Genomic DNA, 16,756 nt, shown 5'->3' with positions numbered 1-16,756 from the left:
ATGGCTTGATGAGGCTCGCATGGCCGTTATTTAACCTTGTGCCCGTTCCGATGTCTGGCGTGGAAATTGGGGACAGGTGCCGGCAGGAAAACTCGCGATAACGACGGGGGCCTGTTGAAATGAGCTCGACCTGCCCAGTAATGGCTGCACTTGCTGTCGAGCATGAATGGCCCCGCTCGGTTCACGTTCCATAGCCAATGGATGATCGAATATGGAAGCACTCACTTATCTCGAAAACATCGAGTCGAACGCACGTACCTATGCGCAGACTTTCCAGCGCCTGTTCGTCAGCGGCAGGGGCATGCGTATCAAGGATGCCAGCGGCCAGGAGTTTCTCGATTGCCTGTCGAACGCCGGGACACTGGCCCTGGGGCATAACCCGCCCGAAGTCCGGGACGCGGTGATGCGCTTCCTCGACAGCGATCACCTGCAGCAGGCACTCGACCTGGCCACGCCGGCCAAGCATGCGTTCGTGCAGGAGCTGTTCTCGATGCTGCCTGCGCAAATGCGCGACACCAGCAAGATTCTCTTCTGCGGGCCCAGCGGTTCGGATGCCGTCGAGGCCGCCATCAAATTGGCCCGCCACTACACCAAACGCTCGCCATTGATGGCGTTCCACGGCGGCTACCATGGCATGACGGCCGGCGCACTGTCAGCGATGGGCAAGCTGTCCCCCAAGACCGGCGATGGCCTGATCGCCCAAGGCACGCACTTTCTGCCCTTTCCCTATCGGTTTCGATGCCCGTTCGGCACCAACGGCGAGCATACCGATCAACTGTCCATCGACTACATCCGTACCGTCCTCTCGGACCCCGAAGGCGGCATCGCCAAACCGGCAGCGGTCATCGTCGAGGTGGTACAGGGCGAAGGCGGTTGCATCCCGGCCTCGGCCAACTGGCTGCGGGCGCTACGGGAAATCACCCTCGAGCAGGACATCTTGCTGATCGTCGACGAAGTCCAGACCGGCCTGGGTCGCACCGGCAGCACATTCGCCATCGAGCACGCCGGCATCGCCCCCGACATCCTGGTGCTGTCCAAAGCCATCGGCGGTGGCTACCCACTGGCGGTGATCGTCTACGCCGAACATCTGGATACCTGGGGCCCCGGCATGCATGCGGGGACCTTCCGCGGCAATCAGATAGCAATGGTTGCCGGCGCCGCCACCATGCAGCAAATCCGCAAGGACCATCTCGTCGCCCATGCCGCCCGGATGGGCGAACGACTGGAAAGCGGCCTGCGGGACATCGCGCAGCGTTCCCCATTCATCGGCGATATCCGTGGTCGCGGGCTGATGATCGGCGTGGAAATCACCAAGCCGACCGACAACCAGCGCGCCGGCCAGGCTGACGGCGCCCGGGCACAGGCCATCAAGCTCAACTGTTTCGACAACGGCTTGATGATGGAAACCGGTGGGCGCCATGGCGCAGTGCTCAGGTTCCTGCCGCCCCTGACCATCACCGAGACCGAGGTCGGCATGGTGCTGGACCGCTTCGAACAGGCGGTGAGGAAGGTGGGCGAGACTCGCCCGCAGGCGGCACGCGTGGCGGTATAAGGCGCCAGGCACACCTTATGTGGCGAGGGAGCTGGCTCCCTCGCCACAGGGTTCCCTACCTGGCTTCAAGCCAGGGTAGCCCGGATCAATCCCGTGCCAATGCGTTGATCGGATCGAGCCGCGCGGCATTACGCGCGGGCACGAAGCCGAACACGATGCCGATCAGGGTCGAGCAGACGACAGCGGCGACGATCGATCCCATCGAGAACACCATCTGCCATTCCTTGACGAAGATCGAGAAGACGTAGCCGATCCCGAACGACAAGGCGATGCCAATCGTGCCGCCCATCAGGCACACCATCACCGCCTCCACCAGGAACTGCTGGCGTATATCGGACTGACGTGCACCGACAGCCATGCGGATACCGATCTCACGGGTACGTTCGGTCACCGAGACGAGCATGATGTTCATCACCCCGATGCCCCCCACCACCAGCGAGATGATCGCAATCAACGAGAGCAGCAGCGCCAGGGACTGGCTGGTCTTTTGCACTGTCTGCAACACGCTGTCGAGGTTGTAGGTGAAGAAGTCCTTGATGCCATGGCGTTGGGTCAGGAGCTTGACAACGTTGTCTTCCACGACTTTGCTCGGTTGCCCGTCCTTTATCCGTACCGTGACGCTGTCCAGGAATCGCTGGCCCAGCAACCGGCCGGCCGCCGTTTCATAGGGCATCCAGATGTTCAGGTTTTTGTTGGTATTGAACACGCTTTTGCGGTCTTCGGTCACGCCGATGACCGTGCAAGGCAGGTTGTCGATGAGAATCACCTTGCCCAATGGGTCGGTGTTCGGGCCGAACAGTCGCTGGCGGGTATTATGGTCGATCACCACCACTTGTGACTGCCGCCGGGCATCGTCCTTGCTGAACGCGACACCGGAACCGATCTTGATCCCGCGAACCTGGAAATAGCTCTCGCTCACACCGTTGACGGTCGCATTGAGGTCGATATTTTCATAACGCAACAACAGGTTGCGGCCAACGTTGGGGGTCGCGCTGTCGATGTAATACTGATCACTCAGGGCCGTAACGTCGGACAGCACCAGGGTTTCGATCGCCGTCGAACGACTGTCCCCCCAGTCGGCCCCGGGCATGATCTCGATCGTATTGCTGCCGATCGCCTGGATGTCTTTCAGGACATACTGCTTGACCCCTTCGCCGATGGCCACGATCGAGACCACCGAGGTGATGCCGATGATGATGCCCAACATGGTCAGCAGAGTGCGCATGCGATGGGAGATCAGCGCCACCCAGGCCATGTTGAACGCCTCGCTGAACAGGCCGAAGCTGGCGATCAGACCATTGGTCGGTTTGGCCTTGGCCGGACGCGTGCCTTGCGGCGCCTGATCCTCCAGCGGTTGCTGCGGATTGGGCCGATCGCTGACAATCTCGCCGTCGCGGATCTCGATGATGCGCTGGGCGTGGGCCGCCACTTTCTCATCGTGGGTCACGATGATGACCGTGTGCCCCGCCCTGTTGAGTTCCAGCAGGATCTTCATCACTTCCTTGCCGCTGGTGGTGTCCAACGCCCCGGTGGGCTCATCCGCCAGAATGATGTCGCCACCGTTCATCAGCGCCCTGGCGATACTCACCCGTTGCTGTTGACCACCCGAGAGCTGGTTGGGCCGATTGCTCAAGTGCCCCACCAATCCCAAACGTTTCAACAACTCTCCGGCGCGACTGTGCCGTTGCGACTCGGCGGCGCCGGCATAAATCGCCGGCATCTCGACGTTATGCAAGGCGCTCAGGTGCGGCAGCAAATGGTAACGCTGGAAAATGAAACCGAAGTGATCGCGACGCAACACCGCCAGTTCCTGGTCGCTCATCGAACCGGTTTCGCGCCCGTCCACCTTGTAGCTCCCGCCGCTCGGATGGTCGAGGCAGCCGAGCACGTTCATCAAGGTCGACTTGCCGGAACCGGACGCCCCGGTGATCGCGACCACCTCGCCGGCATTGATCGTCAGGTTGATGTCCTTGAGGGCGACGAAGGCTTTTTCGCCAGCCAAGAAGCTGCGGGTGATGCCCTTGAGTTCCAGCAATGGTCGGGTCATGGTCAGGCTCCCGCCACGGCCGGGATTGGCTCGCCGATGACGACCTTGTCGCCTTCGGCCAGGCCATCCTTGATCTCGGCCCTGACATTGTTGTTGATGCCCATGCGCACGTTACGCGGCTGAGCCTTGCCTTCGGCATCCAGCACCCGGACCACGTAGCTGCCATCCTGGTTTTTCGCACCCAGGGCAGCGACGGGAACCGTCAACACGTCCTTGGCCTTGTCCAGGACAATACGAACCTGGGCCGTCATTGAAATGCGCAGGCGGTGATCGGGGTTCGGCACGTCGAAAAGGCTGTTGTAGAACACCGCGGTGTTCTGCTTCGGCGTCCCGGCGTTCTGGGTTTCGAGGAAGTTCTGTGGCGCCGGCTCAGTGCCGCGCAGCTTGGCGTAGTAACGCTTTTCCGACTCCCCCAGGATGGTGAAATACACCTCTTGGCCAGGCACGATGTGAATCACGTCGGCTTCCGACACCTGCGCCTTGACCGTCATGGTGTCCAGGTCGGCGAGCTTGAGCAGGACCGGCGCCAGTTGTTCGGCGATCACGGTCTGGCCTTCCTGCGTGACGATCCCCACCACATAGCCATCGATCGGCGCGACGATGTGGGTATAGGCCAGGTTGACGCGAGCGGTTTCCACTTGGATGCGGGCGTCCTTGATCTGTGCGTTGAGGGAGAGCAGGTTCGCCTCTTCCACCCTGTAGTTGGACTCGGCGGTCTCATACTCCTGTTTGGAAATCGCGTCGTCCGGCTGCAGTTTCCTGTAGCGATCGTAGGTGGCCTTGGCGTCCTTGAGTTGCGCCGCCGTGGCCTGCCGCTTGGCCACCAGGTTCTCTTCGTTGACCAGGGCCTGGCGCAGGGAGTTCTGCGCCAGCATCGGATCGATTTCCGCCAGCCACTGGCCCTTCTGGACCTTGTCGCCCAATTTCACCTTGAGCGATTTCAGTTGGCCCGACACCTGGGCGCCGACATCGACCTGCTTGACCCCCTGCAGCGTGCCGGACGCCAGCACCGCGTTCTCGATGTCCGTGCGCTCGACCATGGCGGTCAGGTACTCCGGCGGTTTGCCCGGCGATTGCGCGCTGTAGAAAATCAGACCGGCCACCACGACCAGTACGAGCACGATAGCGATTTTGCGAAACTTCGACTTTTCCATAAATAACCATGAGTGCGTTGATTTCAGACCCGGCCAACGTGGCGCCGGGCTCCATGGATGCGCGTCAAGGAGAGACAGTCATACGTAATCACTGGCGGCCTCCTCGTCGAGCATGGGAAGGCCGTCCTGCCACCAGGCTGCCAGGTTGTGTACGTGAGGGGCCTTGAGGATCGTGAAGTGGTTGCCCGGACCGTACCAGATACTGAGATCGGGGATATGCTTGCGCCATCCTTCGATCATTTGTTCCTGTTCGCGTTTGTTACCGGCCGTGTCCAGGGTTGGATCATTGGCCAGCACCAAGCGCACCGGCCCGGTGTAGCGATGTTGCGGTTGATAAACCGTGCGCAGGGCCGTACCGAAGGCCCGCGCCGGACCGCGCATCGAATCCACCGCCGAACGCTGCGGCAGCATGCCGGCCCGTACCATGCCCGCATGCAGCAAACGCATCTGCGCGGTATCGTCCTGGGCACCGAAGACCGTGGCATCGATCCCCAACGACTTGCCGGAAGCCAACTGCATCGCCTCGATCAGCCGATTCAGCACCCCGGTCGCGGTATAGGGCTTGCCCACCACGCCGTTGCCGCCCGGCGACTCACTGTCGATCAGCGTCAACGAAGCCACCTTGCGACCCCGGGCATGCAGGCGGGCCGCCATCTCGAACACGATCCAGCCGCCGAAGGAATGGCCGAGCAGATGCACCGGCCCCTCCGGTTGGACCTTGTCGATCGCGTCGAGGTACGCCTGGGCGGCCGTCTCCACGAGGCTGAAAGGCTCTGTGCTGCCGTCCAGCCCGCGGTGCTGCAGCCCATGGATAGGCCAGTCAGGACCAAAGGCATCGGTCAAGCCGATAAAACCGGTCACGCTGTCGCCTGCTCCCGGCACGCAGAAGATCGGCGCCCGATCGGCACGCCCGCCCTGGATCGTCAGCAGCGGCTGGTAACCGCTCTTCGGCGAGGGGGCCGGACGCGATGCGGCGGTGTGGAGTGCAGCAGTGATGGCCTGGCCCAATGCCTTGACATGGGGCATTTGCATCATGCTCTGGTGGTTACCCGGAACCTTGACGCAATGCAACTTGGACGTGGGCAGGACAGCGTCCCAACCCAGGTAGCCGGAGTGCTCGGGCGCGTCGTCCTTGCGTTCTTCGGCCACCAGCAGATGCACCGGTACGGAAATCGGATACACCGTGTAATGGGCCAACGCATGACCATGGGCCACTTCGCGATCGAGGTACTGCCAGAGCTGCTCCGCGCTATAGACGGCCAGCTCGGCAGGCAGCACCGCCTCGTCGCGGCAATGCTGCACCAGGCCTGTGAAATCGAATCGATCCAATTGTCCTTGCAGATCGGCCAGACTCTCCAGGATCGCTGCAAGTACTTCTTCGCCAGGCAACGCAGCCCTCCAGAAAACATCGCAGCGGTCCAGCAGATGCAGCTTGTGGGCTTCGTCCAATGCCCAGCGCGACCGGCCCTGATCCACCAGCCGAGGCAGATAGCTGTCGATGAGACCGACGAACTCGACCTCCTCGTCCAGGCCGATCAGCTGGATCGCGGTCTCGTAGGCCAGCACACCACCGAACGACCAGCCGGCCAGGCGATAAGGCCCTTTGGGTTGTACCGAACGAATGATCCCCACCAGGCGCGAAGCCATGCACTCCATCGTTTGCAGCTGCGGCTCACCCCATTCGACGGCAGGCAGGCCATACACCGGGATATCCGGATCGATGTGCTTGCCCAGCATCGGGAAGTACAGGTCCAGGCCACTGAACTCATGCACCAGGAACAGCGGATTCTGCTGGCCGGTGGTGCGCACCGGTACGACGGCCTCCTTGACCTGGGCATCCTCGGTGCGGGCCTGCAGCATCGATGCCATCGACGCGACGCTTTCGTGCTGGAACAGCTCGGCCAGCGAGACGGTCAGGTTGGCCTGTGCCAACAATCCGACCAGCCGGATCGCCAGCAGTGAATGACCGCCCAGCTCAAAGAAGTTGTCGTGACGACCGATCTGCTCCAGCTTCAGGACGTCGGCCCACAAGCCTGCCAGCGCGACTTCCAGGTCGCCTTGCGGCGCCTCGTAGCCCTGGCTCCCATAAGCGTGCATTTCCGGCACCGGCAACGCCCCGGTGTTGACCTTGCCGTTCAGTGTCAGCGGCAACGACGTCAATTTCACATAGGCCGCCGGGATCATGTATTCCGGCAGCACGGAGCGCAGTTGGGCGCGCAGGACGTCCGCATCGAGGTCCCCACCGTTCTCGTGCTCGGTGTAATACGCGATCAGGCACTTGTCGCCCGGACTGTCTTCACGCGCTACTACCAGGGCCTCGCGCACCCCATGGCACTCGTGCAAGCGGGCCTCGATCTCACCGAGCTCAATACGGAAGCCACGTATTTTGACCTGACCGTCATTGCGATCCAGGTATTCGATGGTGCCGTCGGGCAGCCAGCGGCCGAGATCGCCACTGCGGTACAGGCGCGCGCTGCCCGAATCGCTGAACGGATCGGCAATGAAGCGTTCCTCGGTCAGGTCCGGCCGGTTCAGGTAACCAAGGGCCACCCCGACACCCCCGATATGGATCTCTCCCGCGACACCCACAGGTACCGGTTGGCGCGCGGCATCGAGGATATACACCCGGGTGTTGGCAATGGGACGGCCGATCGGAACACTCGTTGCGCCATGTGGCACGGCAGTGACCACATGGGTCGTCGCAAAGGTGGTGGTCTCGGTGGGACCGTAGCAATGCACCAGCCGCAGCGAAGGAGCATGGGCCAACAGCCGCCGGAAGGAAGCCGGATCACCGCGCTCGCCACCGCACAGCAGGATCCGCAAGCCTGCCAGAGCATCCGGGATCAAGACCAGGTATTGATTGAACATGGCGGTGGTGACGAACAGCACCGACACCTCGGCCTCTGTCAGCGCCTGGGCGAATTGCGTCGGGCTGAGCAACGTCTCGTGATCAATGATCACAACGCGCCCGCCGTTGAGCAATGCCCCCCACACTTCCATCGTACTGGCGTCGAACGCCGGGTTCGAGGCGAACGCCACGCGATCCTGTACACCGAAATCCGCGTAGCCGTTATTGATCGCCAATCGGCCTATGGCCAGGTGCGGCACGATCACCCCTTTCGGGTGGCCCGTGGAGCCCGAGGTGTACATGATGTACGCCGGCGTATCGCTGGTTTGACCGGGGAATACCGCCGGCTGTGCAGCCTGGATCAATTGCAGTGTGTCCAGGTCCAGTCGCGGCACGTCCTCCGGCAAGGCCCTGTCACGGGTCGTCAATACCAGCACCGCGGCGCTGTCTTGCAACATGAAACGCTGCCGCTCCTCGGGCGCATGGTGGTCCAGCGGTACATAGACGGCGGCGCACTTGAGGATCGCCAGTTCGCTGATGATGAGCTCGAACGAACGGTTCAGCATGATTGCGACTCGAGCCCCTGGCTGGACGCCTCGTTCAAGCAAGCAATGCGCCAGGTGATTGGCTCGCTCGTGCAGCTCCCGGTAGGTGAGTTGCCGCGCCCCATGCTGGAGTGCAATCGCGTCAGGCCGGGCCCTGACCTGGGCTTCGAACAAGCCGTGGACCGTCTCTTCGCGGGGATAGACCGTGTCGGTCGCATTGAAGTCGACCAGCAGTTGCCGGCGTTCCGCCGCTGGCAATATCGCCAGCTCACGCAAGGGCACCTCGGGCCTGCGCTCAAGCGCATCGACCAGGCTTTCCAGCGCCATGTGCATGTAGCCGCAGATGCGTTCTGCCCCGATGCGCGACTCCGCCAGGGCGGTCAGCACAAAGGCCTCGCCGAGGTCGTCGATGTTCAGCGACAGTGGGTAGTTGCTCCACTCCTCGCCGCCGAGCCCCTCGATCCCGTTCCAGGCCGACTGGGCCTCCTCGGTGACCTGCGTTGCGGTGTGCCGATAGTTCAGCAGTGCACTGAACAACGGCGTCGACGTAGCGACACCGCTGCAACGCTGTGCCAGTGCCAGCGACGCATGTTCGTGTCCCAGCAGAGCGGTGAGACGCGCATGCGTTGCCTTGACGCCTGCCCTGGCCCCGTCGACGCCGACGTCAACCCGCAGCGGCAAGGTGTTGATGAACAACCCTAGCGCCCGATCGGCCCCCTCACCGCCCTGCATCCGGCCCATCAGTACGGTACCGAACACCACGTCTTCGCGCCCGGACACGGCGCCCACCACCCGCGCCCAGGCCAGGTGATGCAGGCTCGCCGCGCTGACGCCAAGCAGTCGCGATTGTGTCCGCAGACGACGATTCAAACTGTCGTCCACACCCAACCGGGCCTGTTCGATGACATGGCTGTCGCCCTGCACGTCCTGCAGACCGAATGGCAGGGTCGGCTCCTGGATATCCTGGAGCATGTCCCTGAAGAACGCCTCGTGGGCGCTTTGCGTCACGCCAAGCCGCGCCTGGGCCACGTAGTTGCGATACGGCACGGCATCGCCCAACTGTGCCTGCTGCCCGAGCAAGTACGCTTGCATATCGTGCTGGATCACCTCCAGCGCGGTGTGATCGAGTGCAATGTGATGAAACAGCAGCAGCGCGACCCAGCGCTGGTGCTCGTCGTCATAGGCACAGGCAAGCCGCATCATGGGCGCCTGGCGCACATCGAGCCGAGAGTGCCGAGGGTCGAAACGCTCACGAAGCTGCGTCACCACGTCCTCGCCCGGCTCGACCGTACAGGTCTGCACCGCCAGTGGCGCTTCCCGCAGCACCACCTGCACCGGCTCGCGCAAGCCCTCCCAAAGCACAGCCGTGCGCAGGATATCGTGGCGGTCGATCACGCCTTGCAGCGCGCTCACGAACGCATCCAGCCGGGCACGGTCCTCTAGGTTGAACATGGCCTGCTGCACATAGAGATCGCCCTGCGACGAAACCAGGTGGTGATACAGAATCCCTTCCTGCAATGGCGCCAGGGCGTAGATGTCCTGGACATTGCTCACGCCACCGGGCACCCAGGCGACGATGGCGTCGACTTCCTGCTGCGTCAGGTCGGCAAGCGGCAACATCTGCGGGGTGATCCGCTCACAACCCGGCACGATGCCGTTGTCCGGCACCACGATTTCCGTCGTGCCGCCCACGGCTGCCGCCAACGCGGCCAGGGTCGGCTGGCCGAACAGCACGCGCACATCGGCGCTCAAGCCGGCCTGGCGCATGCGTTCGATCAACGTGACCGCCAACAACGAGTGCCCGCCCAATTCGAAGAAGTGGTCATGACGCCCCACCTTTTCGACCTTGAGCAACTCGGCCCACAGTTGCGCCAGTGTCGTTTCCACAGCGCCCTGCGGCGCTTCGTACTCACGGGTAATCACCGACGCCAGGTCCGGCGCCGGCAACGCCTTGCGATCCAGCTTGCCGTTGGGGGTCAACGGCAATGCCTCAAGCTGCACATAGGCTGCCGGCACCATGTATTCCGGCAGTTGCGCTAGCAACTGGCCACGCAGGGTTTCGATCTCGACGCGGTGCTCGTCACCGTGCACGGTGAAATACGCCACCAGCCGCTTGGACCCCGGCACGTCTTCGCGAGCCAGCACCACGCTTTCCTTGATCGCCTCGTGCCGGGCAAGCTTGGCTTCGATCTCGCCAAGTTCGATACGGAACCCACGGATCTTCACCTGATCGTCGTTACGCCCTAAGTAGTCGATGTTGCCGTCCGGCAGGTAGCGACCCAGGTCGCCGGTGCGGTACATCCGTGCATTCGGCCGGGTACTGAACGGGTCATCGAGGAAACGCTCGGCCGTCAGTTCCGGACGGTGCAGATAACCCCGCGCCACCTGGACGCCACCAATGTAGATCTCCCCAGCCACGCCCATGGGCACCGGTTGACCATGAGCGTCGAGCAAGTAGATCCGGGTATTGGCGATGGGCTTGCCGATCGGCGTGCTGTCCGGTGTGTCGGCACCGGAACAGTCCCACGCCGTCACGTCGACGGCCGCTTCGGTAGGGCCGTACAGGTTGTGCAATGCCGTCCGTGGCAGTCGCCCCTTGAAGCGCCGCACCAGATGCCCCGGCAACGCTTCGCCGCTGCACATCACCTGACGCAACCCCTCGCACTCGCCAGCTTCGCCATGGGCCAGGAACACGTCCAGCATCGACGGCACGAAGTGCAGCGTGGTGATGCCGTGCCGCTGGATGGCTTCACGCAGGTACGCCGGGTCGCGATGCCCACCCGGACGCGCCATCACCAGCCGGGCGCCGGTGAACAGCGGCCAGAAGAACTCCCACACCGACACGTCGAAGCTGAACGGGGTCTTCTGCAGCACCGCGTCCGCGGCGCTCAGCGGGTAGGCGTCCTGCATCCACAGCAGGCGATTGACCACCGCGCCATGCTCGTTCATCACGCCCTTGGGCAGGCCGGTCGAACCCGAGGTGTAGATGACGTAGGCCAAATGGTTGGCATGCAGGCCCGAGACCCGCGGATTTCCGGTTGGCTGCGTGGCGAAGTCTTCCTCTTCGAGCACCATCACCCTGGCAGCGGTCGCGGGCAGGCTCGCCTGCAAGGCGCGCTGGGTGAGCACCACCGTCGGTGCACTGTTCTCCAGCATGTAGGCCAGGCGGTCGGCCGGGTAATCCGGATCGAGCGGCACGTAGGCGGCGCCGGACTTGAGAATGCCCAGCAGCGCCGCGACCATGTCCGTACTGCGGTCCACGCAGATCGCCACGCGGTCATCCGGACGAATGCCCAGGGCAAGCAACCGGTAAGCGATCTGGTTGGCGCGGCCGTTCAGTTGGGCGTAGCTCAGTTGCTGCTCTTCGAACACCACGGCGACGGCCTCCGCGGACGCTGCCACCTGTGCCTCGAACAGGCCATGCAGGGTCAGGCCTCGCGGATAGTCGACGGCTGTAGCATTGAACGCTTCCAGCAGATGCTGGCGCTCTGTGTCCTCCAACAGCGGGATCTGCGCCACCAACGCCTGCTCATCGGCAACCATGGCGCGCAAGATACATTCGAGGTAGCCGAGGTAGCGCTCCATCGTGGCCTGGTCGAACAGTGCCGTGGCGTACTCCAGCGAACCGAACAGGCGACCATCGATCAGGGCCATGTCCAGCAAAACATCGAACTTGGCGGTACGGCTGGTCACCCCCAGCCCTTGCAATGACAGGTCGGACAGTTCCATCCCGCCGGCTTCGCTGTTCTGCCACGACAGCATGGCCTGGAACACTGGGCTGTGGGACAGGCTGCGCAATGGCCGGACCACTTCCACCACCTGCTCAAACGGCAAATCCTGATGCGCCTGGGCGCCCAGGGTCTGGGCCTTGACCCGTTGCAGCAAGGCGTCGACGGTCAGTTCGGCCGAAACCTCGACGCGTATCGCCAGGGTGTTGACGAACAAGCCGATCAGGTCTTCGACCTGCGCCTGCATGCGGTTCGCCGTCGGTGTGCCGATGACGACATCATCCTGCCCGGACATCCGGCTCAGCAGCGCGGCCCACGCGGCCATCACCGTCATGAACAACGTGGCGCCATGGCGTTGGCTCAAGGCCTTGAGGCCTTCGGTCAGCGCTTCATCGAAGGCGATCCCCACCGCGTGGCCTGAATGATCCTGCTGGGCTGGCCGTGGCCGGTCCGTCGGCAAGGTCAGCAATGCCGGTGCGCCGGCCAGGGTGCCTTGCCAGTAGCGTTCCTGGCGGCTCAACACCTCTCCGGTGAGCCAGCGTCGCTGCCAGACGGCGTAGTCGGCGTATTGCACCGGCAAGGCCGGTAGCGGGTCGTCCTGGCCTTGGCTGAATGCCGCGTACAGCACGCCCAATTCACGGGTCAGTACATCGGCGGACCAGCCGTCCGAGACGATGTGGTGCAGGGTCACCAGCAACACATGGTCAGCATCGCCCATGTGCACCAGGCGACCACGGGCCAGTGGGCCACGGCTCAGGTCAAACGCCTGCCGTGCTTCCTCCCCTGCCATGCGCGACAGCTCGGCCTCGGCATCCGGGTGGGCGGACAGGTCATGCCGTTGCAAGGCGAAACCGATGTCGGCCGGAGCAATGCATTGCTCCACTTCCTGGCCCTGGACAAAGGTCGTGCGCAAGGCTTCGTGACGGGCGACGATGCGATCCAGGGCAAGGCCCAGGGCGGCGGTGTCCAGCACACCGCGCAGACGCAAGCCGGTGGGGATGTGATACGCCGCGCTGGCGTTGTCCAGCTGCGCGAGGAACCACAGGCGTTGCTGGGCAAACGACAACGGTAATGCCTGCTCACGGGACACCGGCACGATGTCTGGCCGGGTGCTGCGTGCCGCTCGGGCCAGCACCTGGGCCAACGCACTCAGCTCGGGTTGGGCAAAGACCTCGTTCAGGCTCAGTTCCACCCCCAACTGCTCGCGCACCTGGGCAATCAAGCGCATCACCAGCAACGAATGCCCGCCCAGTTCGAAGAAGTGGTCGTGACGCCCCACCGCTTCGATGTTGAGCATGCCCTGCCAGATCTGCGCCAGGGCGACTTCCGTGGCCCCTTGCGGTGCTACATGCGTACGACTGGCGAAGGCCTCGGCATCCGGCGCCGGCAGGGCCTGGCGGTCGAGCTTGCGGTTCGGCGTCAGCGGCAGCGCAGCCAGGCTGACGAACGCACTCGGTACCATGTACTCGGCCAGCAGGGTCGACAGTTCCGAGCGCAAGGCAGCCGCGCTCAGGGTGATACCGCCGTGCGGCACGACATAGGCCACCAGGCGCTTGTCCCCCGGCGTGTCCTCGCGCACGATCACCGCCGCTTCCTTGACTCCGGCGCAGTGGCTGAGCCTGGTTTCGATTTCACCCAGCTCGATACGGAATCCCCGCACCTTGACCTGGAAGTCATTGCGCCCCAGGTATTCGATGCGTCCGTCCGGACGATAGCGGGCCAGGTCGCCGGTCTTATACATGCGGGCGTCGGGCTGGTCACTGAATGGATCGACGAGGAAGCGTTCGGCATTGATCGCGTCGAGGTTCAGGTAACCCCGGGCCACGCCGTCGCCACCGATGTAGATCTCTCCCGCCACTCCGAACGGCACCGGCTGGCGGTGGCCGTCGAGCAGGTAGATACGGGTGTTGGCCATCGGCGTGCCGATGGTGGCGTTGCCGGCCGCGCCGTCGGCGTCGTAGTGCATGTAGGCGGCGGTGCACGATACGGTCGCCTCGGTCGGGCCATAGGTGTTGATCAGCCGGGTATGGGCCGAGCGCACCGCGTCCCACATCTGCAGTTTTTGCATCGACAGCGCGTCACCGGTGACGTTGACCAGGCGCACATCGCGCAGATGATCGCCGGCCTGCGCCGGCGTGCCGTGCCATTCGGCCGCCAGGGAATGCCAATGCGCAGCGGTCAAATGCACGAAGGTTGGCCGGAGCCCGGCGTCCTGCTGCAACTCGACGCTGCCGAACAGCGCGCGGGTCGGCGCCAGGGTGGCGCCGGCGACCAGCGCCGGGAAAATCTCTTCCACCGAGAGGTCGAAGTTCAACGTGTTCTGCTGCAGCACCGTATCGGCCGGCGTCAGCTCGAACAGGCGCACGGCGTCTACGCAGTAGTTGACCAGGCCCCGGTGTTCGATCATCACGCCCTTGGGCGCGCCGGTCGAACCCGAGGTGTAGATCACGTAGGCCAGATGGCGCACGCCGAGGGTCGCCACCACCGGGTTGTCGTCGCGGCCCGCGGCAATGCCGCTGCGCACTCGCTCGACGTAGTCGAGCAGCACCACCGGCGCTGCCAGTGGCGGCAGGCAGTCTTGCAGTGCGCGCTGGGTCAACAGCGCTACCGGGGTGCTGTCGGCGATCATGTAGGCCAAACGTTCGGCGGGATACGCCGGGTCCAGCGGCACGTAACCGCCACCGGCCTTGAGTACCGCCAACAGGCCCACCAGCATTTCGGCGCTGCGCTCGACACAGATCGCCACGCGGTCGTCGGGACGGATGCCCAGCCCGATCAGGTGATGGGCCAATTGGTTGGCCTGGCGATTCAGTTCGGCGTAGCTCAGGCGTTCGCCTTCAAATACCACGGCAATGGCCTGCGGCCGAATCGCGACCTGGGCCTCGAAGAGTTGATGGATTGTCTGTTCACGGGGGTACGGTGCCTGGTTCGCGTTGAGCCCGACCAGCAGACGCTGGCGTTCGGCGTCGTCCACCAGGGTGATCTGCTCGATCAGCGTCTGGTCACTTGCCACCATGGCACGCACCACCCGCTCGAAATAACCGAGGTAACGCTGCACCGTGGCCTCGTCGAACAAGGCCGTGGCGTATTCCAGGGCGCCGAAGACCTGCCCCTGAGCCTCGCCGAGTTCCAGGGACAGGTCGAACTTGGCGATATTGCTCGCCACACCAAGGCTTTCGAGCTTCAGGTCGCCCAACACCAGCTCGCTGTTGTCCAGGGTCTGCCAGGACAACATGGCCTGGAACAGCGGGCTGTGGGACAGGCTGCGTACCGGATTGAGCACTTCCACCACCTGCTCGAACGGCAGGTCCTGATGCGCCTGGGCACCCAGGGTCTGATGCCTGACCCGCGCCAGCAAGGCCTCGACCGTCGGTGCGCCCGAAACGTCGATACGCACGGCCAGGGTGTTGACGAAGAAGCCGATCAACCCTTCGACTTCCGACCGTGTGCGGTTGGCCACCGGCGAACCGATCACCACGTCATCCTGCCCGCAAAGGCGACTCAACAACGCCGCCCAAGCCGCCATCAACGTCATGTACAGGGTGACGCCGTGACGCTGGCTCAAGGTTTTGAGATTGGCCGTCAGCTCGGTGTCGAACGCCAGGGGCAGCGCCGCCCCGCTGTAGTCCTGCTGCGCCGGGCGCGGCCGGTCCGTCGGCAGCATCAACAGCGCCGGCGCATCGGCCAGGGTTTGCCGCCAGTAGCTGCTCTGGGCCTGCAACACGTCGCCGCTCAGCCAGCGGCGTTGCCACAGGGCGTAGTCGCCGTATTGCACGGCCAGCGCCGGCAGCGGATCGTCCAGGTCATGCCGGAACGCTTCGTAGAGCGCTGCCAGTTCCTTGACCAACACACCCATGGACCAGGCATCCGAAACGATGTGGTGCATGGTCACCAGCAACACATGCTCCTCGTCACCCAGGCGGATCAACCGGCCACGGATCAGCGGGCCGTGCTCCAGGTCGAAGGCGTCGACGGCTTCCCGCGCCGCCAGGGCTTGCACTGCGGTTTCGGCATCGATCCGCTCGGAAAAGTCATGCTGCAGTAAGGCAAAACCGCTATCGGCCGCGGCGATACACTGCTGGGGCTCCTCGCCCTGGACCTGGACGAAAGTCGTCCGCAACGCCTCATGACGGGCAACGATGCGATCCAGCGCCCGCTGCAGGGCGACGCGCTCCAGAGTGCCACGCAGACGCAGGCCGGCCGGCATGTGGTAGGCCGAGCTGGCCCCTTCCATCTGCGCCAGGAACCACAGGCGCTGTTGGGCGAACGACAGCGGCAGGGGTTCGTCGCGGGAGGCCCTGACGATCTCCGGCAATGTGCTGCGCCCAGCCTGGGACACGGCCTGCGCCAGTTCCATGAGTCCGGGATGAGCGAACAGAGCGGTGAGGCTCAGCTCCACGCCCAGGCGCAAACGGACCTGGGAGATCAGTTGCATCGCCAGCAATGAATGGCCGCCCAATTCGAAGAACTGGTCGTGACGGCCGATCTGTTGCAGGCCCAGCAGGTCCTGCCAGATCTGCGCCAGGGTCGTTTCGACTTCGCCTCGGGGGGCTTCGTAGCCGCGGGTGATGACCGAATCCAGGTCTGGGGCCGGTAGGGCCTTGCGGTCGAGCTTGCCGTTGGGGGTCAGGGGCAAGGCATCGAGGTGTACGTAGGCTACCGGGACCATGTAGGCCGGCAATTGCCCTTGCAGGTAGCTGCGCAGGGTTTCGATATCCACCACGTTGGATTGAGTGAAATAAGCCACCAGGCGCTTGTCACCCGGCACGTCTTCACGGGCCAGCACCACCGCCTCTTTCACGACGTCATGTTGGGCGAGCTTGGCTTCGATCTCGCCCAGTTCGATGCGGAAACCACGGATCTTCACCTGGTCGTCGTTGCG

4 protein-coding genes are annotated in these 16,756 nt (G+C 63.8%); 1 reads left to right on the top strand and 3 read right to left on the bottom strand.

The features are described from left to right. Window positions 1–211: 211 nt before the first annotated feature. Window positions 212–1,552 carry a diaminobutyrate--2-oxoglutarate transaminase family protein gene (locus BLQ55_RS21350; protein WP_092256797.1) on the top strand — a complete coding sequence of 447 codons (1,341 nt, stop codon included), beginning with the start codon at window positions 212–214 and terminating at the stop codon, window positions 1,550–1,552. Between the two features lie 85 nt (window positions 1,553–1,637). Here BLQ55_RS21350 and BLQ55_RS21345 read toward each other — a convergent pair whose 3' ends face one another. From BLQ55_RS21345 to BLQ55_RS21335, 3 genes are all read right to left on the bottom strand, one after another. Next, window positions 1,638–3,599, bottom strand: coding sequence for a MacB family efflux pump subunit (locus BLQ55_RS21345; RefSeq protein ID WP_092256794.1), 1,962 nt, complete (start codon window positions 3,597–3,599; stop codon window positions 1,638–1,640). A gap of 2 nt (window positions 3,600–3,601) precedes the next feature. After that, entirely contained in the window at window positions 3,602–4,753 is a 1,152-nt protein-coding gene (gene macA / locus BLQ55_RS21340; protein ID WP_092200562.1) for a macrolide transporter subunit MacA, read from the bottom strand. A 78-nt stretch (window positions 4,754–4,831) separates the two neighbouring features. Further along, a partial coding sequence (locus BLQ55_RS21335; protein WP_143011764.1) for a non-ribosomal peptide synthetase occupies window positions 4,832–16,756 on the bottom strand: 11,925 nt, incomplete at its 5' end.

Origin of the sequence: Pseudomonas sp. NFACC13-1 (assembly GCF_900104425.1) — a bacterium.
GTDB classification, from domain to species: Bacteria; Pseudomonadota; Gammaproteobacteria; order Pseudomonadales; family Pseudomonadaceae; genus Aquipseudomonas; species Aquipseudomonas fluorescens_AA.
Note: the sequence above shows the minus strand (reverse complement) of the source record. Positions and strands in the feature narration are given on the sequence as shown.